General features: G+C 54.6%; 26 protein-coding genes and 1 pseudogene. 13 read left to right on the top strand and 14 right to left on the bottom strand.

What is annotated here, in order from left to right:
• Positions 1-142: 142 nt before the first annotated feature.
• The 3 genes from LB556_RS07925 to LB556_RS07915 all read left to right on the top strand — a co-directional run bounded on the left by LB556_RS07925 (position 143) and on the right by LB556_RS07915 (position 3,041).
• Positions 143-1,864 (top strand): DUF927 domain-containing protein, encoded by a 1,722-nt coding sequence (locus LB556_RS07925; protein ID WP_224565784.1) that lies wholly within the window; start codon positions 143-145, stop codon positions 1,862-1,864.
• 118 nt (positions 1,865-1,982) lie between these two features.
• On the top strand, positions 1,983-2,585 hold the full coding sequence (locus LB556_RS07920) for a hypothetical protein (protein ID WP_224565782.1): 603 nt from the start codon (positions 1,983-1,985) through the stop codon (positions 2,583-2,585).
• Between the two features lie 12 nt (positions 2,586-2,597).
• The gene (locus LB556_RS07915) at positions 2,598-3,041 is read left to right on the top strand and encodes a hypothetical protein (protein ID WP_224565780.1); all 444 of its coding nucleotides are present in this window, start codon (positions 2,598-2,600) and stop codon (positions 3,039-3,041) included.
• 165 nt (positions 3,042-3,206) lie between these two features.
• On the opposite strand, the gene LB556_RS07910 is transcribed toward LB556_RS07915, so the two are convergent.
• Positions 3,207-4,439 (bottom strand): hypothetical protein, encoded by a 1,233-nt coding sequence (locus LB556_RS07910; protein WP_224565778.1) that lies wholly within the window; start codon positions 4,437-4,439, stop codon positions 3,207-3,209.
• Between the two features lie 155 nt (positions 4,440-4,594).
• Between LB556_RS07910 and LB556_RS07905 the strand changes: the two genes are divergently transcribed.
• The 4 genes from LB556_RS07905 (at position 4,595) to LB556_RS07890 (ending at position 6,942) form a co-directional block, all read left to right on the top strand.
• Positions 4,595-5,125: a hypothetical protein gene (locus LB556_RS07905; RefSeq protein ID WP_224565776.1), complete on the top strand. Its 531-nt coding sequence runs from the start codon at positions 4,595-4,597 to the stop codon at positions 5,123-5,125.
• 310 nt (positions 5,126-5,435) lie between these two features.
• The gene (locus LB556_RS07900) at positions 5,436-6,044 is read left to right on the top strand and encodes a hypothetical protein (RefSeq protein ID WP_224565774.1); all 609 of its coding nucleotides are present in this window, start codon (positions 5,436-5,438) and stop codon (positions 6,042-6,044) included.
• 62 nt (positions 6,045-6,106) lie between these two features.
• Positions 6,107-6,514: a DUF3768 domain-containing protein gene (locus LB556_RS07895; RefSeq protein WP_224565772.1), complete on the top strand. Its 408-nt coding sequence runs from the start codon at positions 6,107-6,109 to the stop codon at positions 6,512-6,514.
• Positions 6,514-6,942 carry a hypothetical protein gene (locus tag LB556_RS07890; RefSeq protein ID WP_224565770.1) on the top strand — a complete coding sequence of 143 codons (429 nt, stop codon included), beginning with the start codon at positions 6,514-6,516 and terminating at the stop codon, positions 6,940-6,942. Before LB556_RS07895 ends, LB556_RS07890 begins: the two co-directional genes overlap by 1 nt.
• A gap of 91 nt (positions 6,943-7,033) precedes the next feature.
• Here LB556_RS07890 and LB556_RS07885 read toward each other — a convergent pair whose 3' ends face one another.
• Positions 7,034-7,297 (bottom strand): helix-turn-helix transcriptional regulator, encoded by a 264-nt coding sequence (locus LB556_RS07885; RefSeq protein ID WP_224565768.1) that lies wholly within the window; start codon positions 7,295-7,297, stop codon positions 7,034-7,036.
• Between the two features lie 184 nt (positions 7,298-7,481).
• Here LB556_RS07885 and LB556_RS07880 point away from each other — a divergent pair, with 184 nt between their 5' ends.
• The 4 genes from LB556_RS07880 (at position 7,482) to LB556_RS07865 (ending at position 11,355) form a co-directional block, all read left to right on the top strand.
• Positions 7,482-8,477, top strand: a complete 996-nt coding sequence (locus tag LB556_RS07880) for a hypothetical protein (RefSeq protein ID WP_224565766.1) — start codon at positions 7,482-7,484, stop codon at positions 8,475-8,477.
• An 83-nt stretch (positions 8,478-8,560) separates the two neighbouring features.
• Entirely contained in the window at positions 8,561-9,238 is a 678-nt protein-coding gene (locus tag LB556_RS07875) for a DUF4339 domain-containing protein (RefSeq protein WP_224565764.1), read from the top strand.
• An 8-nt stretch (positions 9,239-9,246) separates the two neighbouring features.
• The gene (locus LB556_RS07870; protein ID WP_224565762.1) at positions 9,247-9,756 is read left to right on the top strand and encodes a superinfection immunity protein; all 510 of its coding nucleotides are present in this window, start codon (positions 9,247-9,249) and stop codon (positions 9,754-9,756) included.
• Between the two features lie 996 nt (positions 9,757-10,752).
• Positions 10,753-11,355 carry a hypothetical protein gene (locus LB556_RS07865; protein ID WP_224565760.1) on the top strand — a complete coding sequence of 201 codons (603 nt, stop codon included), beginning with the start codon at positions 10,753-10,755 and terminating at the stop codon, positions 11,353-11,355.
• A 1,363-nt stretch (positions 11,356-12,718) separates the two neighbouring features.
• Here LB556_RS07865 and LB556_RS07860 read toward each other — a convergent pair.
• The 6 genes and pseudogenes from LB556_RS07860 to LB556_RS07840 all read right to left on the bottom strand — a co-directional run bounded on the left by LB556_RS07860 (position 12,719) and on the right by LB556_RS07840 (position 15,178).
• Complete coding sequence (locus LB556_RS07860) at positions 12,719-12,982, bottom strand: hypothetical protein (protein WP_224565758.1); 264 nt, start codon at positions 12,980-12,982, stop codon at positions 12,719-12,721.
• Positions 12,983-13,168: 186 nt separating this feature from the next.
• On the bottom strand, positions 13,169-13,291 hold the full coding sequence (locus LB556_RS31590; RefSeq protein WP_263485134.1) for a hypothetical protein: 123 nt from the start codon (positions 13,289-13,291) through the stop codon (positions 13,169-13,171).
• Between the two features lie 12 nt (positions 13,292-13,303).
• The gene (locus LB556_RS07855) at positions 13,304-13,651 is read right to left on the bottom strand and encodes a hypothetical protein (protein ID WP_224565756.1); all 348 of its coding nucleotides are present in this window, start codon (positions 13,649-13,651) and stop codon (positions 13,304-13,306) included.
• A gap of 5 nt (positions 13,652-13,656) precedes the next feature.
• On the bottom strand, positions 13,657-13,866 hold the full coding sequence (locus LB556_RS07850) for a hypothetical protein (protein ID WP_224565754.1): 210 nt from the start codon (positions 13,864-13,866) through the stop codon (positions 13,657-13,659).
• Between the two features lie 11 nt (positions 13,867-13,877).
• On the bottom strand, positions 13,878-14,333 hold the full coding sequence (locus LB556_RS07845) for a hypothetical protein (RefSeq protein WP_224565752.1): 456 nt from the start codon (positions 14,331-14,333) through the stop codon (positions 13,878-13,880).
• 140 nt (positions 14,334-14,473) lie between these two features.
• Positions 14,474-15,178: pseudogene (locus tag LB556_RS07840) on the bottom strand (SOS response-associated peptidase).
• A gap of 101 nt (positions 15,179-15,279) precedes the next feature.
• On the opposite strand from LB556_RS07840, the gene LB556_RS07835 reads away from it, so the two are divergent.
• Together LB556_RS07835 and LB556_RS07830 are read left to right on the top strand one after the other, a co-directional pair.
• A complete protein-coding gene (locus LB556_RS07835) occupies positions 15,280-15,522 on the top strand; it encodes a hypothetical protein (protein ID WP_224565750.1) in 243 nt (80 codons plus the stop codon).
• 241 nt (positions 15,523-15,763) lie between these two features.
• Positions 15,764-16,774 carry a patatin family protein gene (locus LB556_RS07830; protein WP_224565748.1) on the top strand — a complete coding sequence of 337 codons (1,011 nt, stop codon included), beginning with the start codon at positions 15,764-15,766 and terminating at the stop codon, positions 16,772-16,774.
• Here the strand turns inward: LB556_RS07830 and LB556_RS07825 are convergent.
• From LB556_RS07825 to LB556_RS07800, 6 genes are all read right to left on the bottom strand, one after another.
• Positions 16,758-18,854 (bottom strand): protein kinase domain-containing protein, encoded by a 2,097-nt coding sequence (locus LB556_RS07825; RefSeq protein WP_224565746.1) that lies wholly within the window; start codon positions 18,852-18,854, stop codon positions 16,758-16,760. The two genes, LB556_RS07830 and LB556_RS07825, sit on opposite strands and share 17 nt — an antisense overlap.
• 313 nt (positions 18,855-19,167) lie before the next feature.
• Positions 19,168-19,716, bottom strand: coding sequence for a recombinase family protein (locus LB556_RS07820; protein WP_224565744.1), 549 nt, complete (start codon positions 19,714-19,716; stop codon positions 19,168-19,170).
• A gap of 136 nt (positions 19,717-19,852) precedes the next feature.
• Positions 19,853-20,875, bottom strand: coding sequence for an NAD-dependent epimerase/dehydratase family protein (locus LB556_RS07815; RefSeq protein WP_224565742.1), 1,023 nt, complete (start codon positions 20,873-20,875; stop codon positions 19,853-19,855).
• A 477-nt stretch (positions 20,876-21,352) separates the two neighbouring features.
• Positions 21,353-22,381 carry a hypothetical protein gene (locus tag LB556_RS07810; protein ID WP_224565740.1) on the bottom strand — a complete coding sequence of 343 codons (1,029 nt, stop codon included), beginning with the start codon at positions 22,379-22,381 and terminating at the stop codon, positions 21,353-21,355.
• Between the two features lie 848 nt (positions 22,382-23,229).
• Entirely contained in the window at positions 23,230-23,895 is a 666-nt protein-coding gene (locus tag LB556_RS07805; protein WP_224565738.1) for an HNH endonuclease, read from the bottom strand.
• Complete coding sequence (locus LB556_RS07800; RefSeq protein WP_224565736.1) at positions 23,892-25,133, bottom strand: AAA family ATPase; 1,242 nt, start codon at positions 25,131-25,133, stop codon at positions 23,892-23,894. The genes LB556_RS07805 and LB556_RS07800 overlap by 4 nt, the downstream gene beginning before the upstream one ends.
• Positions 25,134-25,163: the final 30 nt, after the last annotated feature.

Genomic DNA, 25,163 nt, shown 5'->3' with positions numbered 1-25,163 from the left:
CGCTACGCCCTCACCGTGGAAACAGGCAACACTGCGTTACCCTCTCAGGGCCAAACCTAAGCCATGCTCACCATAAAGCCGTGTATCGCCAGCCCGTGAGGCAGGTGAGGCAGGTGAGGCAGCCGCAGCACAGAAGATGGAAATGGGCATGAAAAAAAGCCACCGAAAACCTGCGTTGATTCCGCTATCCAGGCCTAACGCTACTGTCATGCCGCAGGCCATAGCTTGGACAGCTTATCGCTGGCGCGACCAAATCTCGGGCACCGACCTTCTAGAGGTACGATTTCCCGCTGCCGGTGGGGGTGAAGGCTCGGCACTGTTTCCGATTTCCGTGGTTGATGCTCGGCAGCGGCTGATAGCGGGGTTAAGGGATAACGGAGCGCTGTTGCCGATGGATCAGCAGTCGCGCGATGCTATCATTGGTGGCATCCTCGCTGCCATTCCTGATGAGCCGGGACTGCAGGCAGGGCGCTCCGGATGGCACGACAACGTATTCTTGTACGCCGAGGATCCCATCAATGGCGCCGCCAACAAGATCCGGCTTCGCGACGATATAGCTTTGAAGGTCTCTGAACTCGGTGTTACCGGCGGGACACTATCTCGCTGGCAGGCGAAGGTTGCAAGGCCTGCGGCGAAATCCACCTACGTGTCCTTTGCCATCGCGGCCGCATTGGCGGCTCCCATATCGGGGTTTGCGGAGTTGGACGAAGGCGCGGTCTTCAATTTCCACAGCAAAAGTTCGACTGGGAAGACGACTGCTTTGCTTGCCGCGTTATCGGTTGCTGGCAAGGCGAAAAAGTTGCCGGACTGGAACGCGTCGGGGCGCGCACTACACGAGCGCTCAGCCGCCCATAGTGATCTTCCGATGGTCTTGGATGATCTTGAACGTTTTAGGGCCGATGAGGGCGGTCGCGTTCGTTCATTGTCAAACCGCCTACATACCATCACAGGAGGACGGTCGAGTTCTTTGTCGACGGTAGTGCGGGATAGCCTGCCAGAGCTCGAGTGGTTCGCTTGGGTGTTGAGTTCGGGTCCCCTTAGCCTACGAGAAGAGTTCGAACGTGAGCGTCTTGAACCAAGTCTTGGCGACGAAAGGCGGTGGATCGACATCAAAGTGCCTCCTGAGGAAAGCGGTGGCATTTGGGATCGGGTCACGCCCGGTGAGACACCTCGGCAGCTGGCAGAGCGTTCTGAAGCTGTCAAGAGCGCATGCCGTAGTAACTATGGCATACCGATGAAACGATGGCTCCGGCATCTGACCGCTAATTACACGACCATCTCCGGCGAAGTGCGGGCTCACGTTGATCAATATGTCGCGCTCGCCTGTCCCCGTGCTTCCGGTCCAGAACGTAGCATTGCTAGAAAATTTGGGGCGGTCTACGCCGCTGGACAGATCGCTGTTCAAATTGGCCTGTTGCCTTGGACTCCGGCCTTTGTCTTGGACGTATGTCGTGACTTGCGCGCCAGCAATGCCTTAACGGCCAGCAGGCGCGACGTGGCTGTTTCGCAAGCTAGATCCGCATTGAAGGCAGCGGTCATCGACCGGCAGCGTGTGCCCGTACTTGGATCCGGCCAGCCATCATTCCTTAGCGACGATAGCTTCGACGGGTTTCGTCAGGTGCGAAATGGCGTGGAGGTATTATTCCTCCGCTGGGAAACCATCGACCGGGTGTGCGGCGCAGCCAGCGAGAAAATCCTTCGGGACTTGAGGGATGCAGGCGCTCTTCGCGGGGGGCAGGGCGGCAAGAAAACACTTCAGGTGCGGCTCATGCTGAACGGGCAGGAATCGAAGCTGAGATTTCTCGCCTTCGACCCCCACCTATTCGCGGCAGCTCTTTCACCTCAGGCACCCGGCGTTCAGTGAACCACGCGCGGCTGGCCTCCATGGCCTTCATCGGCCTGTGCTACCGACATATGGATGCACTATTGACAGGTGTTCTGTAAAGGCGCATATATGACAGGTGTCAAAAAGAGAGGATGTTATGCCCGACCAGCTGAGGAACCTAGCCTACCGGCCACAGAATTTTCGAGATCTCGCTGAAACCGACCTTGGTCGCGCGATCTGGTCCTATTTAAAAGAGCACGACAACCAAATCCGGATGGAAACGGCTACTTTGCTGGAGCGAGCAGCCGTTGAACCATTGGCGGCGGGCCTCGTTGCCGAGTTCGGAGAAGACATCTCCGACGACCGCACGAAGCAGATGATCGGTCACATGGTTAGGCAGGTTATGGAGGCGCTCGGTTATGAGATAGCTCGTACAGCGCTTCGTATAACGCGTCCAAGCCTCTTCACCAGCGGGACCACCTATCGTCCAGTAGGAAGCGATCCTCGCTCCATGAAGATCACAAGGGAGCAGCGTGAAGCTTGGGTGAAGAACACCAAGCACAGCGCCTTCAACGTGTGGCTAAACAAGCAGGTTCGAGACGAAAACGGCGACCTACTTCTGGAGCGGCTTTATGCGGTGGCCAAAAAGTACGGCATCGAAAAGCGCTATGACAAACTCAATCCCGGCCAACAGCGGATGAACATCGGCGTTCAGCTGCGCAAGCTGGTTGACCCTAAGGAATACGAAGCCACGGTCTGAGGGGAGCCAAAAATGTACACCGTCGAAAAATTGAAAACCAAGACGCTTGAAGAGCGCGACCAGATCTACCGAAACTGCCTGAACAAGGGCGGGCCTGAAGCGGAAGCGATAATCGAGATGCTAAAGGCAACGGGGTTGCCCTACCAAAAGGATCGATCACTTGCCCATGGCGATCCGACGTATCGGGCAATGGAGATCGTCATCAACAATCCTGAGAACGTCGAGAAAATGTTAGACGCCGCGGTGAAAGGTCGGCCTCCGCTTGAAGCGGTCGACCCTCTCATCAAGGCGAAGCTCGGCAAAGACTATGGCTCCCACAATGATGGGACCGTGACGGCAGGCTATCTGGTGGGGCAGAAGATGTATGCGTTGGATTATGAGAAGACCGGCGCACTGCCTCTGGTCGGGTGCGTGGCTAAAACTGCAGCAACGTTCCGCAAACGAAAGGCGACGTGACTTTCGTCAGCATGTTTATTGATGACGATCCGCTTCCAAACAAACCTGTGACGGCAGCGAAAAACCCAAGAAGCTCGCGCCCGGATACAACCAATTAAAGGCCCGGGTTGGTCTGCGGGATTGATACGAGGAATGTGTACGACCCTGCTGAATCGGCGCGCAAGCTCAAGGTTCAGTCGGAATATCAAATATCATAAGGGTCACGATCACCTCGCGGTTTGCGTCCCCGGGATTGCCTAGGACATATCGAAATCGGGTTTCTCCTTCGGCTGTCGGACCGCGCTTATATTGGGAATGCGCCTTCATTGTCGCTTTGGCCGTTTCGATGACGCCGGAAAGGTTTTTATTGCGATTGAAGATCACAACCGCCGTTTTGGTATCGCGCCAGCTTAAATATGAAAGCAGCTGGTCAACGGTCTCGGTGAAACCCTTTTCACCGTGCCAAAATTTGCACTCGGCGATGAAGATGTTACGCCCTTCCGAGCGAATGAGGATGTCTGTCTTCCCCTCGTAGTTAAACGTTTCGCCGCTGGCTTGGCCTTCATACTGGCTGTTCAATTGCACAAGGTAGTGCTGGCGGATGTCCTCCTCACCCATGTTTATGAAGGTGTGAGGGCTGCGCTCCATTACCTTCGTCATGTTCTCCATGATATTCAGGATGTTGGCGTATTCCTTTTCATCAAGGGCCGGTTCCGGTATAAAAGGAGCCGTGGTCGCCGGTCGGACAGGAACGACCTTCCGACGCACTTCGGGAGCGACGAACGTTGTCGGGGCATCTGGCCTTCGCTTCATCGGAAAGCCAAGCGACGCCACCAATCCCTTTCCACGGAGAAGTTCTTCCTTACGTTTGTCAAAGAAGGCACGTGCGGGATTTTCTATCTGAGAGCCGACATGGGCGAGGTCCGCCTTCGCGGTCGCCATGTGTTCTTTGATACTCGTCACAACGCTTTGGAAGTCGGCCTTAACCTGCTCTGGTGTCCTATTGCCTGTCTGTATCGTTATCAGCAGCTCGTTTCTTTGGACGGTGGCCTTCGGTCCGGGATAGGAGGCCCTCGAAGGCTGAAAGCGGAAAAATCCGCCGTCCCCACTGAAAGGCAAATGGAACACCACCACATGAAACCGTTGGGGTTCGGGCGTTCCGAAGCGGTCTTGGAAATAGTCGCGCCGGTCGTGGCGGGGATCGTAGGTCTGTTCCTTCTCTTCGACCCACACGCCGCCTTCGTCCAACAGCGGAACTTCTGGATGGTATTTCTCCACCAAGGCTGCGACGGTATCTTCGACGGAAGTTGAGAGAAATACGTTCTCTGGATACGCCCTCAATTCCTCCATTGCTTTCTGGGGTAGTTGGCGGGCCAAATCCAAAGTTGAGCCTTCGTTGAAAAGGTATTCGCCGGGCATTCTCGACCTCTGAAAAACAAAGTCGCAATACTACTATCATAAGGTGTCCCTTGCACCGGTACGACGCGTCAATTCACTGAAATTTAAAGGCCTCCTATTCGGCCAGCTTGCGGGGCTGATACAACTACGCTTCAGGGCAGCGGAAGGACAATAGCATGGGCAAAGACACGAGAATTCCCGACGAGGTCATTCTCGGCCAGTTCTCCAAAGCTGTGAGGGAAATGCTGGCCGATGACGATCTGGTCAAAGCTGCGCCGGAGGAGTTCTCCATTTCCACCGACCTTGCCATCAAGATGGTGCCTTATTTCCCTGAGTGGCGGGTGAGTCCGGAATGGACCCGCCGTGAGGATGAGGAAAAGCGGTTGGCGTGGAATGACGAGGCGGGCAAGGAACGGTTAAAGAAAATCCGACCTGATATCATCGTGCATCGGATGCACCTTCAGGATGAAAACATTCTGGTGGTCGAGGCCAAGCGGGCACAGAATAAGGATTATGCGGACGATATCCGCAAGCTGACAATGATGACCTTGGAATACACTCCAAATCCCGATTATCACTACGGCTACCTGCTCGGGGTACATCTCATCGTGGATTTGCCAAAGCGGACAGTCGTAGGCAACAACGTCTACCGGAATGGAGAGGTTGACTCCAAGTTGACGGAACTGCTTCGCCGCATGCTGCATTAGCTTGTTAACGCTGATGTTGGTCTGCAACTCGGCAGGCCTCTAATGAGGTGCAGCTGGCCACAAAGACGCTAACTATTTGATATAAAACAGAAATTCATTGACAGACGGCATGTTTTCTGATATTGTACAGTTGTTCAGATGGTAATTTTCGCTGTCAAAACGTGCAAAAAGGCTGGTTATGGCTGACTTGACGACAGGGCTTCGAGCCCGGCTTGTGCCGCCTTCGGGTTCATGCCGACGCCGCCGATCATCATCTGAAAATTCAACCATGAGGCCCCATCTCGGGGCCTTTTTCTTTTTGGAGACATGAATGACGAACGCAGCAGTTTCAACCGCTTCCCCGGCCGCCTTGCCAGCCCTGATCGTCCTGGGCCTCGATGACGGCGGCAAGGCGCATGCATCATGGTTCGGCGAGGCCGAAACCGACGTTGCCGAAAAAGCGGCTGGCATGATGGGCATGGCAGCGGTTCGAGCTTCCACCGACGAGCTGCGCGATCTTGCAGGTAAGCTGCCACAAGGCCGCGTGTTCGCCAGCGGCAAGGCCTTCGTGCCGTTCGTGAAGGCAGCAACGTTCGACATGATCGCCGACCACTTGCCGAAGTCGTATGTATGGCCGGTGAGAGCCGCCAAGCCTGCTGTCGAGAAAATCAAGCCCGGCAAAAGGGCCTCAGGCACCGGCGCGCCAGAGAGCGGCCCAAGGCGCCCCGAACCGCATTGGCCGACCGACTGGGAGAAGATTGAAGTCGGCAGCCTCGTGCTGGCGACCGAAGGGGCCTTCCAAGGCTGGTTTGAGGCACAAGTCGTGAAGATTAGCCCCGAAGGTCTCTACACCCTGCGCTGGCGGGACTGGCTCGACGTGCCGGTGTTCACCCGTCGCCTGATCCATATCGCCCTGCTTCATCCCGAACACACCGACTGACGCCTACCTGTCACCGGGCGGTGTAGCTCAGGCTGCCGCCCACCTCTTCTAACATCATCGGTATGACCACGGACGCGGCAGCGGCCAGGATGAAGGATTCGCATATGACTTTGGACTGTAGCTTCAGTCAGAATTGCGCGCTCGGCAGTCGGCAGCAGCGTATCGCGCAACTAAACGACAGCTTGCGCAGAACGGGACAAGGTGGGCGCGTCGTTCTGACCGCCGGGGTCGCTGCGCTGCAGGCAACGGTCATTGCAGATATCGTCGCGACCGTCGCCCGCTTCGACAAGTTCGACGGCGACAACGACCCATACGGTGAGCACGACTGCGCAGTGCTGGAGGTCGGCGGCAAGGCCATCATCTGGAAGGTCGACTATTACGACCGGGCGATGCAATTCGGTTCGGATGATCCGGCCGACCCGGCGGTTACCACCCGCGTTCTTACGATTATGCTCTCGGAGGACTACTGATGCGCCGCCTGTTGTCACGTCGGGCGTTGATCAGAGCTTTATCTGCGCTGGGGCTCGCGCCCGCTCTGGCGTTGGTGCGCAACCCGCCAAGCGAAGCTGCCACCAGTTCCTTCGAGGAAGGCTGGCAAGATGTGGCTCCGGCGCTGATGAAAGCCATGTGCGAGCACTGCGCTGCGTTCTCGGACCTCGGACGCGTCAGTCGTGAAACCAACCCCGTCAAACTCGGGCGCGCTGCCACCTTGGATGAAATCCGGCGATTGGATGAAGCAAGCGATCTTGAGGACCAACTGTTGCTGGCAGTTTGTCGGTATCCGGCTGGGAACGACGCCGAGCGACACGACAAGGCAACATACTTGCTCGGGATTTTTAACGGCAATCAGCCTGAGACCGATTTGGTAACGACTATTCTCCGGTCGATGACTCGGTAGTCGGCTCGGCCGGTGGACCATGATCGACGCGGTTGACATCTTCATATTCGGTCGCAAAAGCCCGCAGTGTCGGAGCGGCACAGTGCCGTTGTCACTTGCCGGGCTTTCGCCCGGCGTTCAATGGCTTTGGCCTCTCGCTGCCGGGTGGTGGCACGAGCAAAAAGTCAGCGACATCCACTGCCAGCGCGGACGCCAAGCGGTCAAGAAGATCGATCGACGGGTTAAATTTCAGGCTCTCGATTTCGCTTATCGTACCGCGATCAATTTCGGCTTCAAGGCCGAGGTTTTCCTGACTGATACCCTTTGCGGCACGAAGACGTCGAAGATTCCAAGCAATGCGGCTGCGTCCATCCATGTGATGGACGCGACCAACTTGCTGGCCACTAATCTATCGGATATAGCCGACATATTAGACAAATATGCCGTCAGATTGGCAACGACGCGGCGACATGTACGGCATTTGAAACGCGACTTGGGGAACGTGAATGACAATTCTGGCAGTGCTAATGTCTTTCGCATGGCGAACAGGGTGGCGCTCAATGTCCACCGAAGCTGAGCGTTCGAGCGAGACAGTTGCAGCCGACAAAGGCTCAGTTGGGAACAATCCAAGGCAACTGGGGCTAATGGCGATAGCCTTGATTGCTGCGTGGCTGTATCCGACCGACGCAAGTATGGCGCAGACAAGCGACTGCTATTCCTACGGTGAAGCCGGTAGCCAGCTAATGGAACTCCGCCAACGGCTTTCATCTGGCAGCCCTGATGAACTCGATGAATGGGTCGATATCACAGATCAGTATCAGGCCAGAGCCGCGATGCTGGCAGCCGCACCGAATTTCGATAAGGCAGCTCTCTATCAATTGGAACAGGTACATCTGCTGAAGCTGGCAACCGGTAACTATCGCCTGATATATGCCGCGAACTCGATGGTTTGCGGCTTTGCACAAGCTAGGTTTGCGAGGCCTGAGATCGCGGAGAAGATGTTAAAGGCTGCCGCCGTCGTTCGTGAAACGCAACGGCAGGAACCGACGCCAGAACAATACCCGGGTAGTCCTGAGTTTGAAGCGTTGTACCAGTTCACAATGAGCGCTCAACCAGCGATGCCCGACTATCCGCATGACGAATGCGTTGCATTTGATCCACAACAAGGGTTTGAGCCTCAGGAACCCCTCCAAAAAAGCACCTTCAATGGCGAGCCTGTGGTATATCTCTCCCACAGATCGATGGCGAATCCAGCGGAAGGCCTGCTTTTCCACATATTCGGCCCAAATAAATACAAAGCTTTTGTTTGGCTTGATGGCATAATGCTGCGGGAGCGCGGAGACATAACGGACCTAATTTTAATCGCAAATTACAATGCTTGCGGATTCGACGGCAGAGTCTCTTTCCCAACCTCCCAGATCCAAAAATGGCTCAATACCAGACCTGACAATCAAGTGACTCTTGAGCCGGGCGACCCCACCGCTATGAACCCGCAAGAACGGCGGGATCTGCAGAGGTTTATGGACAATCCTCCATTGTCGATTGGCAAACCTTAGCCGACCGACCAACCGCTTGCAGCGGCCTACCATGGCTGCCGTGAGATGCCGCCGACCCCCAGCCGCGCACGGAGGGACAGACTATGGCTGAATGGTATTTTGAGGAGAATGGCGCCCAACGGGGGCCGGTGTCGGAGGGCGACCTCAACACCATGCTTGTCAATCACCTATTGCCGCCCGGGACGTTGGTTTGGACGGCAAGCTTAGGCACAGTGTGGAAGCCCGCGTCGCAAACACACCTGGAGGCCGCGCCGCAGCGGCTCCGACCACCGCCCCTACCTCAGGTCGCAGTCGCGCCACCTCCGCTGCCTGCTGCCCACCGCTCAGCGTTGCTGCAAAACCCGGGAGGCGTAGTAAGTGCCTCATCCAGTGAATGGCCTAGCGACTACCGGCCCGAGCAGGTGGCTCCTCACGATGACTATGCCAAGTGGCTGGCATTCTCTCCCCTGCTGTTGCTGGTGATCGACCTAGTCCTGTTTGCCAACGGCAACGATGTGGTGGACGGGCCCTTCGCTGGCGCAACTCCCTTTCTAGGGGCATGGGGAAGCCTGATCTTCGCGAGCCTCGATGCTCGCAACATTTATCGCAGCTGGCGCAATCCGAAACATCGGGCGTTGATACCTTTCGTGTTGTTGAGCCCAATCGGGTATTTCTGGCGCAGGGCGTGGCTGCTCAAAAAAGGGTTCGGCTACCTTTGGGTTTGGTTGGCTTGCGCGGCGTTTTACATGGTCGTCCTCGGCGCGATGATGCAGCGGGCGTGACGGTAGATATGATGAAAACGACCAGATCGGTGGTACCCATCTTGGCTATTGCATTAGCCATGTCATCGCTGCCGAGCGCGGCCTTTGCAGCGACCGATGTCGATCCCGGCTACGCCATAATAGCTGTGTTTCTGCTTATCGTGGCGATCATCTATGAATTGCCTGCGATCATAGCCTTTTATAGAGGCCACCCGAACAGGTGGCTCATTCTTGTGCTGTGCACCGCGCTCGCTGGCACCGGCATCGTTTGGCTCGGTTGTCTCATATGGGCCTTCATGGCCGTCCACATCAGCAAAGACCCTCAGGGCTCCAATGGCGGGGAGTCCGGACTGAACCCTCTCGCCAACGATGTTCAACGGGTTCGGATCGAGAACCCTTCAGGCATCCAACGATCAATTGTTCAGCCAGCGCACCTTGATACAGTCGACAAACTGGAGCGTTTAAAAAAGCTTCTCGATGATGGCGTCATTGACGACGCCCAGTTTCGGCGCATGCGCGACCTGATCGCGGGGGGCTGACGCGCAAGGTTGCAATGTGCATCAAGGCACGTGAAGGTTGCAATCGTTAAACCGCGAAAAATCACCCCAGCCTTGGCGCCTCAATAGGTGTTTTCAGGCCATACAGGGGCCGCCAGCGCGCGAAATCGCCTGCGGGCCTAGGTCAGGGCCAGCCGACACGCTGCCGTGGCCGCGCCGCAGCAATCAAAGTCGAAAAATCGACGAAAGCGGCTCACCCATGCCCTATTAACAATCGCTACATTAGACAATGAATACGTGATTTGACTGGAAAGAGCCGTAAGGCAATATAAGCGTTGCAGCTGTTTTATAGAGGAGTGTGAGATGCGATTTCATGCGTTAGCACTGATTCTTATCGTCTCGGGTTCAGCCTCCATGGCACAGGCAGCGGCCCCATCTGTGTTGGGGGCTTGGCATCCTAACATTCTTATCTCGGTTCCGATGACGCCAATCCCTCCCAAAGTCCAAACCGGAGACATGCCTGTCTGTGGATTCGTGGGTTGCTGCGAAAGAAGAGAGTGTGCATCTGAGCGTAACAATGCGACAGGAACTTGCGAGGCATGCTCCGCCAAATAGGCCTGGAACTTTGGCCAGCTGAGCTTTCTACCGAAATGCATAGGAATTCTTGAGCTTACTGTAGACCATTCCACGTAACTCATTGATTGTGAGGCTCATGCAATGAAACGAATGTTGTTCATCCTTATACTGTCCTCCTTCAGTGCCTCGTCTGCAATGGCAACTTGCGACAAAGATACCGACGTAGCCCAAAACTGCATGGATGAGGCGACTGATGCTCTGAAGACGATATTGAAATCCAACGATGACACCGAGAAGTCAAAATCTGCCGGTGAGGCAGTAGGAAATTGTATTCAATGCGCGTCTGAAGCTTTGAGCGACGAGATTCATCAACTGCAGCCAAATTCGGGAGACGAATCCCAAGGAAATTGACATCGCAGCCTAGGGGCTGCCAGCCGGTTCACACACAATGGACACAATGAAGTGTACGGAACGCTGAAGCTATTTGTTGCTTGTGTTGCGTCGGTGTCTGCAAGCGCTGCGATGGCTCAGACCGTGAGCTGTGTTGTTGCCGATCCAACAGGAACTTCTCTTGCAATCAGGGACGCACCGCGAGGTACCAAGACGGGTTCGCTCGTGAACGGCGATAATGTCCAGATTGAGCAAGTCGCGAATGATAATCGAGGGCTTCCGTGGGCAAGGATTTCGGGAGCAGCGGCGGGGTGGGTTTTTCGTAACTACCTGAATTGCAAAGGCGACGTTCCTAAAGCGGCCGAAGCCTCCACCGACAAATTCGATTGTTCTAAGCAGATCGGTTTCTTCAACTGGTTTCACGTCGGCATGACGATGGAAAAGAGAAAGCTATCGGCTAGGTTGGACGAAATGACCGGGGATTCTTTCTGGGTCACAGTAAAACGCGGGTCCGACGTTCTACTAAATGACTATCGCATCCGGTTCGGAAATGAGAGTCGCAGCGAAATCCCCAATTGCGGACGGCTTTATGTGAAGTTGTCCGGTCGCAATGACGCCGCTGGGGCCGTCGAATTAGTGCTTTGGTTTATACCAACAGCTGATCTGCCCAAATGAGGGCCCGAATAACAGGCGTTTGTTGTGAGAGTTTTGGCTGTATCAGTTCTGAACTGGAGGGATCCACGGCATGACAGCCAAGCAATACTCCGCCTACGTCTTTCTCTTGTTTTCGGCAGCATCAATTTCAATGGCGCGCGCTGAACAGTGTACTGTCGCCGATCCAACAGGAACTTCTCTTGCAATCAGGGACGCACCGCGAGGTACCAAGACGGGTTCGCTCGTGAACGGCGATAATGTCCAGATTGAGCAAGTCGCGAATGATAATCGAGGGCTTCCGTGGGCAAGGATTTCGGGGGCAGCGGCGGGGTGGGTGTTCAAAAACTATTTGGCCTGCGGTGACGGTAGACCTAGTAGTCCCGCAAAATCTTCTGCCGGGCAGATAATGCTCAGCTGTAGTGGCACCTTCGTTTGCAATCGAAAGTTGGGCGGAAGCTGGTTTTCCTGCGATCATTCACCTAGGCAAGATACGCTAGAATACCTTGTGGATTTCGATAGATCTACATTGACCCGTGGCGGCGGGACTGGTGCCGTAGAAAATGTTCGTATCACCGAGAATGTGATTGAGACGAGCTCTGCTCGAAGTAACACGACCTTTAATCGAAAGACGGGACGTGTTGAATCTTTCGATCTCGGGGACACCTTGCAATTTTCATTCAGCGGATTCTGCAAGGCGGTACATGACAACAGATTTTAGGCACAGCTGATATCTTGCGGGCGGCACTGTTTGCCCGACCGTACGTCCGCTTGGCTCGGTCGGTATCGCAGGCTCGCCAAGGATTCGAGGCCGCCATCGAAAGCGAGTTCACAAGCGTGAGGGAGGCGAAGAGGTGAGCGTGTGGTGGACGACCTTAGTGGTCTGCTCGGGGTATTCGGCCCGATGCCTTCACCGCGGACGATCCGTTCCGTGCCGCGACGAGGAGGCAACGTGAATGAGCATGAACCGTAAGCGCTGTTCTGGTGGCACCTTTCGCGCGTGGTCGTGAGGGAACGATGTTCGGAGCCTTGAGGGCTTCGACACATGACGATTTCAAAGCTTACGCTTAAATCCGACGATCTTGAGCCCGAGCGCCGTTTCGAGGTGTTCACGGGTTCCGGTCGGCGGCGCAACCCAAGCAGGAGCTTAGGTCGCGTCACTGGTGATTTGCCGCGCTATGTCTCGGCAACTTCGTTGCGCGAAGCGCGATTGATGCAGGGTTTGCTATCGACTTCGACACGGCCGTTCCTTGATCGCGTGCTCGGCCGCGCTACCCCCGAACCCATCTGCAAAGAAAGCACCCGCTTCAGCACCTTTCCTGTCGGCGCTGTTCAAGTCGTCGCTGGCCGACGAAAGCCTACGGCGTGTCATCACATCAGTCCTGCGTCACTCCATGTCGGGCACGTCGCCACCGACATAGAGAGTGACGGGCTCTCCGTATTCGCCAAGCGAAGGGTTGGCATCACGCGACCACGCTATGACACCCGCATGCTTGCCCGCCAGTCCCTTCGCGGTCCGTATCGCCCGATCTTCAGATTGCTGCTCGGCTGGCCCAAAGACTGGCTGAAGCTCGCCGGTCTCATCACGGTCGAACGCGGTGACGACGATCAGCTTCGGTGCTTTCTGTTGAGGCAGCAGGTTATCCGACATGTCGTTTCTCTTTCCGCTGGATTAAGAGTCGGTCGAAGGTGAGCGGTGCAGGAGGAAGGATCTCGGTCATCTCGAAAAGCGGCACCAAAGGTACTCCCGGCTCAGCTGTTTTCTGCTTGGCTTTCAGGTCGGTGATCTCCTCGTCGCGCCTCGCAATCCGGCTTTCCAGATTGGCAATGCGCTCCGTCAGGAAATAGCGCCCGACGGCAAATCCGCCGCATCCAAATAGTATGCAAACGAGGCAAAGGCGGCCGGGTTGGCAACCACCAGCGCCGCATTACTCTGTATGAAAGCGATCAGGTCATGCATGGGCAAACCCCGTCATGATGCCGTGAACAGCTCAAGCTGTCGCTGGTCCCGCGGTAGATCGTAGTAGCCCGGCACTCTCCGTTCCGCGTACTGCTCCGCAAGCCTGCAGGGCTCGTAGAAAGCGACACGCAAGACGGGAACGATGCGCTCCTCATAGAGGTCAAGCTCTTCGTCGGTGAGTTCATCCAAATCGCATCCGGCCAGCTTGTAGGCTACGTCGTCCTCTGGCCGGTTGTCGCCGAAATGCCCCGCCTTGCGAAGCGCCGCAAGGACCTCGAGACATGCCTCCTCGAAGGTCTCGCTCCATTCATCCGCGCTGTCGTAGCCAAAAGGCGGCACAGCAATCGGTAGCAACTTCACGACCGTCACCCGACAACAGGCGGCGTATCGTCGTAGCCAATGGAAACTATTCCCGGATTCCGGTGGGCTATGGCGAGGATCTGGGTCTCGAGCTCGCAATTGTAAGCCATGAGCGCCTTCACAGTCTCAAGCGGGCTATCATAGCGAGCGATTAGCTTCACTGCTTCTGAATGCAGCTCAGCTTTGGCCTCGGCGTCGAAGTACATCGTGCCCATTGAGCTTCCTCCTAGCGTGTCGCGCGGCGTGGCGCAGTGAGCGCGTCGAGCCGTTCCTGCAGGTGCCCGTTGAGCACGATCATTTCCTTGAGCGCCTTCATTACATCGCCCTTGTGGACAGCCACGAAATCATCAGCGTGAGCCTGAAGGGCGGCTTCTTGGCGGCTGTTAAGCGTCACCATGTGATCCACAGCTATTGCTCCAAAACGCTCCATAGCCTTAGTGAACAAAAAGGGAACGAAAAAGTCAAGGACGAATTGACTCGACGAGGAACCCATTCCTATTTTTCGACCATGCCGGAACAAAGCAGAAGACCACGCCGCCTTGTGCAGACGCTTTGCCGAGCGCATGAGGTTGGCCAGCTGATCCGTGTGCGCTGCATCAACTGCAATATCACCCGTCACTATCTGCCGGGGGACCTCGCCAAGCTTATCGGAGACATTCCGTTTTGGGACGTTGATCGCCACATGCGGTGCGAGCGATGCAGGCGGCGTGATCTCGACGTGGACATCCTGCTGCCAAGCGCCTCGGAGGGCATGAAGATACGCGTCCGGCGCCTTGTCGAAGTCCGTATGGTGCGTCGCGTGATCTGGCGGGATGACGGGTCCTAAAACAGGGAGCCTTGTGCCGGTCCTGGCGCAGGCACCTTGATCTGTGTTGCTGGCTTATCGACGATGATCAGAGCATCGTCTCGCGCCGTGCGCTGCAAATGCTTCGCATCCGACCATGGCGCTGTGAGCCACGACTCTGTCTCCTCTTGTGTGGTCAGGATCACCGGCATGGCTTTCTCGTGAATGGGGGCAATCAAAGCGTTGGGCTTAGTCGTCATGAAGCCATAGACCTCGTGATCGCCGGGGCCTTCTTTCACCTTGCGCACCCCGTGCCAAGGCGTCCACAGACCGGCAAAGAAAAACAGTGGGCGCTCCTCGTTGAGCGCGAACCAGAAGTTTCGCTGAATGCCGGTCTCCGGATCTTTGTCGTTTGGCTTCGGGCTCGGCTCCGCAAAGCTCGTTACCGGCACAACGCACCGGTGCTCCACGCCCACATATTGCTGCCAGTGAGCGTATTGAGGGTTGCGAACATTAGTGGTACCGGAGTCAGCATTGCCTCTGACCCGTTCCAGTGGCGTCGGCATTCCCCATCGGAGGTTGGCAAGCTCACGCGCGCCGTCCTGAGCGTTGCGCACTACGGGGCCGAACTAATTGGGATAGATGTCAATGGACGGCAAAAGGTTGCCCGAGAGATCCCGCAAAGTCCGGGTCCACTGTCGGATGGCTTCCTGCGATGTGGTAATGTTGTAGAGGTTGCACATGGCGCTAGAATTGCGGAATTAGCGCGTCTGTGCAACCAAACATGCCAGCGGCTCTCTACGTCCGAAGCAACGCAACAGCTTTCCTGCTCAGGAGGTTCAAAATGCAACGGTTCAATGCTTTCACGATGACGCAAGCCGTTGAACGGATAGGCGATACCGGTAAGGGCAATAGGATGGCTGCAAAAGTTAAATTGGCAGCGGCTCGTCCGGTGCTTCTGGCGTCGGTGATTTTGCTATTGGATCGGTTGGAGGCAAGTCAGTGCTTTGATATATCTACGGCGCAGCCTGATTATCTATCGGCCTTCTCACCTATCAGATATTTCCGTGGTTCTGTCACGCGGTAACTCCTCGGGATAGGCAGGAACCTCTAGGAACTTTTAAACGGAATAACGAAGTGGGCGTCCGCTGTGTCGGCCATATCTAAATTACGGTCCTCGGTCGCGTTGCGAGCGCGTTGGTGCTCGATTGATCTTGAATGCAACGTATGCGATGCCTGCCGAGTGCCGCCCACCCGACACACTGAGATGCAGCGGTGGCGTCTCCGTTTGAATGACACATCGATTTGCTAATTGCGGAATGTCAAAATTGGCCAGTTTTCGAAACTCAGAACCGGACAGCGGCGGTAAAGCCTCTCCTGTGGCGAACCTTCTTATCGAAAGACAACGTACAGGCAGCAAGCCCGGCCATCGCACCGATGGTAGACGTCTTTCCTTGATAATTGAAGGCGGCGCAATGCGTGGCGTAGTTTCGGCTGGAATGGTATCGGCCCTTGAGCAACTTGGCCTCCGTGATTGTTTCGACGAGGTATATGGCTCGTCTGCAGGGTCAATAACCGGTGCGTATTTTATAGCAAACCAAGCCCGCTTTGGGACAACGATCTTTTACAACGAGATAAATAACAGCCATTTCATTGATCTGGCGCGCGTGGTTTCGTCTAAGCCTATTGTTTCACTTTCATACCTTCTTGATGAAGTATGCCGAACAAAAGTACCACTATCCGTTCCAGCGGTTTTGGAATCCGACATTCCACTTAAGATAATTTCCGCATCGGTAGAGCGACGGGAGGCCGCGGTTCTTGGCAATTTCCGCGATGCCGACGAATTGTTCACAGCAATGCGGGCTAGTGCAAACATCCCTTATTTTGCTGGCTCTCCAGTTTTATTCAGAGGAGAGCATTATCTCGACGCCTCTCTTTATGCATCCATACCGTTTGCTCAGGCAATGCTTAATAATCCAACTGATCTAGTTGTATTGATGACGAGACCGAAAGGGCAGAAGCGATCCGATCCAAACTGGATAGACAAGCTTGTGGTGGCTCCGCAACTGCGCAGAATTGATCCGCAGCTGGCTTCTCATTATCTAAGCCGCGCAGCCGAGTACCAGAAGGAGCTGGACTACATAACACAAGGATCTCAACGTGAGTCTGGGCCGAATATCCTTCCCATACAGACTGCCGTTGGCACCCATAAAATTTCACCGTTTGAAAAGTCCCGCGAAAAACTTGTTTCCGCCGCAATCAGCGGATTTGCAGCCGTGTATGATGCGCTGGGGAGGCCTCATTCTCGAATTGCAGAAATCATTACAGTTTATGACTGATTGCTGCCTTCTTGGCCTGAGAACGACGAATGGCGAAAAACAGACGCGACAAATTTCCAGCTATGAATGGCGCCTCCGACGCGCAATTGTTGCGGTAGACTTTAAAAATATTTAGCAAGCAGACCCCGGCCGCATATATCGCCTCGTCCTTGGCAATTCCGAGCTGGAGTAAGATCCCGATAGCTCCGATCCCGGCGCTATATGCTGCCCACAATATCCACCATTCTCTATATATTCTCAAGAAACGCTCAGTTTCGGCGTAATGGTAGCCCTCAACTGAAAATCGGCCTTTGGCTTTCGCGCCAGCAGACCTCGCGACTAACCAGCACATAAGGTTATTAATGGCGGGAAATACCGTCCCAACAAACGCGCAAAAAGGCCACCAGACTGGCCTATAAACAATTGCAATAATAATCGGTAGAAAATAGGATATGGCGTTTAGCCGGAGTAGTAGATTTGTTCCTGTTTGAAGAGCGCCCGGCATATCCGTCACGCGAAGGGGGGCAAATATATTAGCGTAGTAGCGGGCGGCCACAAGCCCAAACGTCAGCGCAACGCATCGGCCGGGAAGGTTGCCCCAGAAGTCACCAATCACGAATGCCTTGGGTAGCATGCTGACAATTTGAACGAAAAGGCTGCTGAACGGGATATCTATGTTCGGCAGAAACGCAAACTTTATATCTAAAGAGGTATACAATACAAAAGAAAAAACAATAAACGACTGAAAGACAACATTAAGATCACCCGAGAGACTTTGGATTCGAGAAATATTATTAAAATTGATGTCGTCAGATTTCATAATTCTCCGGATGTTCTTTGCGGATTTCCAAACATCAGGAAGAAAACGGCGGGACGCCTGAGATTGAATATCGAGCGCTCCTTTTGAATTAGCCACCAAGTCACGATAGATCTGAACGTGATCTTGGATGGCGTGGTCCAAGGCCAAATAGATGCGTCTGCCCTCATCCTGACGCAGGATTAGCGCTCTGTTGTCGGGATTTTCATCCACGAGATCCTCTATTATCTCTGCTATTCCGATGCTCGCCGGGTTCTGCCAAATCTCTCTTAAGCGAGTGCCAACGGAATCTTTTCTAAGTGGCTCTGCACTAAGCATATCTAAGCCACTCATTCCAAGAGAGTACAAATCCGAAGCAAGAGACGCATCTCGTTTGCCGGAAACAACTTCCGGCGCGGTAAATAGCTCTGTTCTGGAGAAGGCCTCAACAAATGTGCGTCGAGTCCCGACCCGGTCTTTCAAGACGTAATTCTGACCAAAATCAATAAGTTTAACTGCAACAGGCGACAGTGCCTCATGAACAACCATGATGTTGAAAGGAGTCAAATCCCCATGGATCATCGACGGTTTCTGAGATTGGTAGTAATCTAGCGCCTCATTCAGGAGGTGAAAGAGATTAGAGGCATGCGCTATATATGAATCACCAAGAAAAGTTTCTTTAAGGCGGAGCATGGCCATATATTCATGCAAGTTGCATCCATCGATAAAGTCCATCACGATCCAAGTATCGGAAGAATCATGCACCCTCGGCGAGTGCTTTATGTGGATACCGTAATTCGTAGCATAGCTTAGAGTAGAGCGGCGAATAGACGGTATTCGTACATATGGCGCCTGTATTACTTTTAATGCACACTGCCCATATTGCTTCGTCAAGGCCTTGAAGATAAACGAGGTAGTACCAGCGGCATAGAAGGCGATGCTCTTCAAGCCAATAGCTTCGGGTACTGCGTAGAAGTCACAAAAAAATGTCAGGAAATCAGGGTCGTTTATCAATCTGGAAATTGCATCGTAGTCTCGCTGGTCGTCGGGTAGTGTCGCCAACTGATGCAGCATGAAGAATTGGAGACAACCGCGGATTGGTGGTGATTGGGCCTTGTCTCGCGGGATTTCCGGATCGAAGAGGGAGGCAGGATCACCCACTGCGAGCGAGTACTGGGCTGTCAGTTCCTCGGAGAGTAGGACGTCAACTACAGCATCAGTCAGGGTATCGCCCGCTTTTGTGAGCGATGCGATAGCCTCCTTGATCGAATTAGTTCGAAGGCGTGAAGGGAGTTCGATATCCATAGGCCTGTTCCTGTGGAATGCAGCGTCCGGAAGACTTTTAGGTGAGTTTGGTGAGCGTGCAAGACCCTACGGCACAAGAGTCGCGAAGTCTTCTAGCCTACGCCCACCTTTGGTGCGCAGACTCTATCGGAGGGAGGTCCAAGGCCTCTTCGAGCTTCTGAGGCGACCGTCGCCCATCAGCTCCCAGCGTCTAGCAGGTTGATGAAAAAGTCCCGGAGATACCTGTTTTGAATCGGGTTTGTACCCTGTCTGACTCTGATACGTTCCGTGAACAAAACAGTTTTTCAACAGCCTGCTAGTGCCTTAATATCACCTAGGCCTTTTCTTGGAGTATTCGATAGATCTGCATTCTTGAGCAACCTACCAGCTTCGCGATCTGTGCCGCGCCTTTGCCGTCAGCACAAAGCGCTTTTACGCGGCTCCGATCTAGCCGCTGCTTGCCGCCCTTATAAATGCCCTGACGTTTCGCCTGCTCGATGCCTTCTCGCTGTCTCTCTTTGATGAACCGGCGCTCCATTTGAGCAACCATGCCCAGCACGGTTAGCACCACATGGCCCATCTCGCCACGCGTTGAAACGTGCGGATCAAGCACGGTGACGAAGGCGCCCTTCTGCTCGCACTCATAAATCAGGTTCAGAACGTCGCGCGTGTCGCGGCCTAGCCGGTCGAGGCGCGTGACCATCAACTCATCACCAGGACGAAGGAATTCCAAGACCGTTGCCAGTTCGGTGCGGCCGTCACGGCTGCCGCCCGACACCTTTTCTGAACGAATGACCTCGCACCCTTCGGCCTTCAGCTTCGCGAGCTGCGTTTCGAGGTCTTGGTCAGCGGTGCTGACGCGAGCGTAACCGATTCGAGCCATAGCCTGTCACCTCAAGGTTTAGGCCTGACGCTACCCTGTCACAAATAGTCGATGTCAAGCCGGATCGCTGCAGGCGATAAAGACTATTGCGGTGGTGGTAAGAGCCTGAGGACGAAAGTCGCTCCTGACCATAGGTTCATCTGCCCGCGAGCCATGCGTCTTCCGCTTTGTAGTCGAAGGAATCATAGCCGTATTGAGTGAAGGCCGAGAAGTGGTGCCTCCAATCTCCTTTTCTGGCCGTATCCACGAGCCAGCGGCAGACGTCCAAAACATGGTTTGCGTATTCGCCGCCATACCAGCCCAAATCCGTGGCCCGCGAGGTATCCAGGACGTACGGTCTCTCAACTGACCAAGGTGTTGAGCCGACAAAGGAAGGGCCAGAGGGTCGGCCTTCGAAAGGAATAAGGTTGATTGGCAAGTTGATGGCCCTTTCTATCGCGGAAGCAATTTCCGATACGGTCAAGGGTGTCGCGTCCGCCACATTCAGGATTCTTTGCGCCGGAGACGACATGCAGATTTCCGCCAACTCCGCGATACCGCGCGCGCTGCTTGTGTGGAAGACGCTCTTAGCCCCAAACGACACAGGGATCCGGTGTCGCCCATCCAGCGTCCGTTTCACGAACCACCATTCGCGCGGATGTCTTGCGAGCCGACCGTAGATGGCACAAGGTCTAAGGATCGTGATTGGGAAGCCGGACGCGAGCAAGGAATGCTCCATGGCGACTTTCCGCGTCGAATAGGTTTGTTGTCCTGGCTCGACGGTGCGGGTTTCCTCGCTGATCGGTCCGTCGAAAACCGGAAACCCGGTATCCCCAGCCTCGTCCAGTGACCTGCCCTCGCTATCGGCGTAAACGCTGGACGACGAGACGACGACGAGGGACCCGACCCGCTCTCGGGCAGAAAGTAAATCCCTCGCATCCAGTTCGTCATAGGCGGTGGGAACGAAAGCGGTATCTACCGGAAACCTAAGGCTTCGAATGATGCCCGCGAAACTGTCGTTTGTCCCCTTCATCACGTGAAGGCCCCGTTGCAGCAGGTGAGCAGGCGGAATCCTGTTGCCGCGCGTTGCCCCCCAAACCTGCCATTTGGCCCCGAGCAGTCGTTCGGCAACCGACGCGCCAAGTTGACCTGTCACACCGAAAACCAGCGCCTTGTTCATGAGGGTAGTTTAGGCGACAACGTGTTTAGATCAACGACCGTCGCGAACGTGAAACGCTTCGAGTGTCACTTCAAGGTTTAGGCCCGAGGCCATCTTGTCACAAATGGTCGATGGCAAGCGCGATGTTACGCCTGCCGATGAGAAGCTTGTTACGTCACGCCGGGGTATACCCTGAAGTGCGCCCATACCTGTGCTGTGGCGCATATCGGAAAACTTCGTGTTTAGCCTCATCCTGCTGCATGGTTTTGCCAACGTATTCGTCGCGCGAGACGATCTCGCCTTCGCGGTCGTCGCTGAATTGGTTAGGCCAAATGTATGCCATAGCGCAGGGAGGAAGGGCTACCTCCGACCTCTCGACCGTCCAATAGCGTACACCACGGCGCCGACCACTCGGGCCAAGGCCAGTATCGGATCCACTATTGGTCAGGCTGGTAACCAAAGGCCTGTGAGCGGTGCAAGGCTAAGCGCGAGCTGGGCTTACAGGAAGTCCTTGGGCGAGACGCTGGCGTTGAACGAAAACCTGTTGAGTAACTTGCTGAAAATGCTCTCGCTCGGCCGGACTTTAACCGACTGTCGGATGGTCTGGCCCGCCGGTGTCAGCTCCATCGTAAACTCCCCATCGGCCAAGTAGCCCATTTCCTTTAACTCTTGCAGAAGGTGCGGCAATCCTTGGATATCAGGCACCAGTGCGTTGTTTGAGACCAGGTGCCCGTCAGTGTTAGCGGCCGAGATAGCCGTGCTAATTTCAGGCTCGGACGCGGCTCCATGCTCGATCAACCCCAGCGCAAGGCTGTCAGCCGGTGGAAAAAAGTACTGGAAGATCTCCAGCGCCTTCAATCGTTCCTGAACCTCATCGATACGCTTGCCACTCCCAAGCAGGTCCCAATCGGCCTCCGTCAACTCATAGGTGGGGATTGGGCAAATGCCCTGTTTGCGGTCGCCTTCTAGGTTGTCCAGCGTCAACAACGTATCGAGCGCAGTCATAACTCGGTCGGGTACGCTGAGGCCGGGGGAGAAAATCTTCTCGTAGTCCAAGACGGCAGCCTGTTGGACAAGGTCTAGGATCTGCGAGAGTGGTGGCAAGTCGCTCTTCGTCACGCCCTGCAACAGTGGGAGGAGCGCCGCGCCATACCGCTCACTGAAAATCTTGTTGTCCTGTTTGCTGTCCTCAAGGGCGGTAGCAAACTCCGAGAGTTTGCTGAGGTCGACTTTTCCCGCCGCAGAAGCAAATAGGGCTTTGGCCGCATGCGATAGGTCGAACGCGATGGGTCTTGCGACCAGTACACGCGCTTCCGGCATGGTGAACTGGATGTCGACACGCATCAGGGAGGCTATTCGAGGATTGTGCTCGGCCGCGACCACGATGACACGGTTCGACTTGTCGTCCACAGCGATGGCCTGAACCACGTGTGTGAGCCCGCTGATACCCTGAATTTCCTTGGCTGGTCGGTATTCGGCGCCCAGCGCTTTGCTGAACGATTCCCAAATTGGCGGCTTGTCGTTCATATATTCCTCTCGCAATCGGCTCGGTTTCTGCCGGAGTCTATCTCGGCCAGCATTGCAGCGCCACGTTCCGGCATGCCATGGTGCAACATTACGGGGGAGAATACATGAAACGGGCGCTTGTCGGCCTGCTGTTGTTTGCGACACCAGCAATGGCAATGGAAAAAGACGCAAAAACAGACTCAACACGCTTGCAACTTTAAAAGTCTACCGGGAGCAGTGCCCGGAAGGCGAGGTTGTCGCAGATTTTTACAATCGACTCCGAATTGAGCTGGTGAAGCAGAACGCCGATGGCCTGCTGCCCAAGATCAACGCAAGGGATGCCGCCAACTCCGGCCGCATTAATAATTTCATCGAGTTTGGCATCATCGGCGCCATTGGGGGATCCTTGACACGGTGGTCGGCTACGCCATCAAATTGGTCACACGGAAGGATGTCTTCGCACTGCGCTGGTGGATACCGGTGTGGGTGGTCGGCGCCATTGGCGCTTCACGGGCACTCGTTATAATTTTTCAGCACTGAATATTATCTGACAACTAAGAGATGGAGGAAGACACAGGGGTTGGACGGACTATCTCACTGCTAATGAAATCAGGGAGCAGACACCGATGCAGGTGGTAGAATCTCAGACTGTACTCGACGAATCGGCACCGCCGCTTGAGGCTCGTGACAAAATCCCTCTTGAGACCAAGACTCATAATCGTGTTGCGAGCGCCTAAGGTCTCTGACCCAGTGGTCAGCGTTGCTCGGCAGAAACCCGATTAGGCCGGGCCGATCATGTCGCGCTGACTTTCCCCATACTGCATGTTCGGTGCCTTGGGTGCGGGGCATTCCAAAATGAACTCCAAGAATTAAACCAGATCGGCAGGCAGGATCGGCTTCATAGCAGCCATTACGCATCTGGCCATGGCTGCGTATGGGGCATGTGGCACCCCCTCTCTAGCCGTTAAATCATCATATAGAGCCTGCCGAACAACCCTAGGGAGGGTCGTGTCTAAGATTTGCGCATAGATACCCATGATCTTCTCGACATGCCTGTCACGCATCTCAACCAATTCCGCACGATGCAACTTCAGCAAAGCCAAAGTGGCTACCCCTTCGGGTGTTCCGCGGGCGAAAACTAGGCCACCGTGGAAAATCAAATGTCCCTCAGGATCCAATGCATAAGGATCAATAATGTGTTCAAGATACGGGTCAAGATCGCTCTTGTTCTGATTGCATATCTCACATGCAAGGGTAAGGTTCTGCCAAACGAACGTTTGTTCTGGGTCTAGAGATTTTGGGTATATATGCTCAACATCGCCGTGATGGATGTGTTGAAGCTTGCTTTCACAGTAGGCACATTTACCGTGGGTCTCGGCCACCAATGAATTCTTGATTTGCGGGTTGCGATACCGTGTTTTCTCGGCAGGCGTGGGCACTTCTCCGGCAGCCAGTTTGTCCGTCAGCACCTCAGTCCAGGTTGCAGCGTTTGCGGCTAAGATAGCGGGCTCGATGCCCTTGATAAGCTGAATCATCGCCTTCGAGCCATGCTAGTAAGAACATCAGAATAATATTCACCCAATCCCTCTTGTTCTAATCTATTCCGAATCTGGCCTATAGAGCTCGCCTCAAGTGTCTCGATATTAAAGTCCGATGCTATGCGCTCTACCCCTTCTTCGGCCCACAGCGGCAATGTCACGGGTACGCCGAGTACACTTCTCAATATTTCGCTGGCGTTTCCCGCCTTGTTGATATTGTCGAGCTTTTGAGAAACCACTGAACTCGCAACCCCGGGGGCATCGTCGTTTAAATACCTAAGAACGTACACGTTGGAGTCTCGAACTGACGAGACTACAAACGGGCTGTGAGTAGCCACTATCATCTGCGATGTTGGGAAAGCCTCTAGGAGGCTGCCGATTATTGTTCTCTGCATCGAAGGGTGAAGGTGGTTCTCCGGTTCATCTATAACCGCGACAAAATGATCTTTACCTCTTGAATAGAGAAACATCTGCCAAGCTAGATCCACCAAAGCCATTAGCCCGCCGGAGGCTGCGTCAAGCACGAACTCGCCAGTTTTGGTTACAAGAACTACGTCGGGTATCCTGACGCTAATGTCAAGAAAACCTATTGAGGGGGGAAGAACCTTTCCAAGCATGGCCTTGAAGTCGTCATAGGTCTCATCCAGCGCAGCATTCCTCTGCACATTTCGATTGCCGGGGCCGAAGGTCGCCATGGAAACAATGGCCTCTTTAATGCGATAAGCCGGGCTATATTGACTAAAAGAGTTATTATATTTAATCTGAACCTCTTGATTATATGATTGGTAGGCCTGCTCTGCCGTGATAGCATTTGCCGGTATCGACGATATGGCTTGATATCCACTCACAGGTCGATGTGAATTGATGAATAGGCCGGGGACATGTTGAGCATTCGGGATCTGCACTGAATAGCTCACCTGCCCCTCAGAAGGCACGGATAAGCTGGTTTCCGCTCCACCAGTATAAGTCAATGAGCCAACAGACCGTTGCGATGCTTCGGGCGAAGTCTGGCCCAATGACAATATCCCAGAAAGATATCGACGTATGCCGGACTTCGAAACTACGGGCGTCGATAAAAGGTTATTCTGAAAGCCAAAATGTTGTGAAAGCAATCTAAGAATAGTGCTTTTGCCAGCCCCGTTTGATCCTGCAATGACGGTTAAGCGGGGATGAAAATCGATTGATACCTCCGAAAATTGCCGCCAGCCGTGGATCTTGAGCTTCTCGAACGCCATTGTCTAATCCTTCGAAATGGTGGCCGACTG

The organism is Mesorhizobium sp. ES1-4 (assembly GCF_020164745.1).
Taxonomy (GTDB): Bacteria; Pseudomonadota; Alphaproteobacteria; order Rhizobiales; family Rhizobiaceae; genus Mesorhizobium.
The sequence above is the reverse complement of the archived record's forward strand: the minus strand, read 5'-3'. Positions and strand labels throughout refer to the sequence as shown.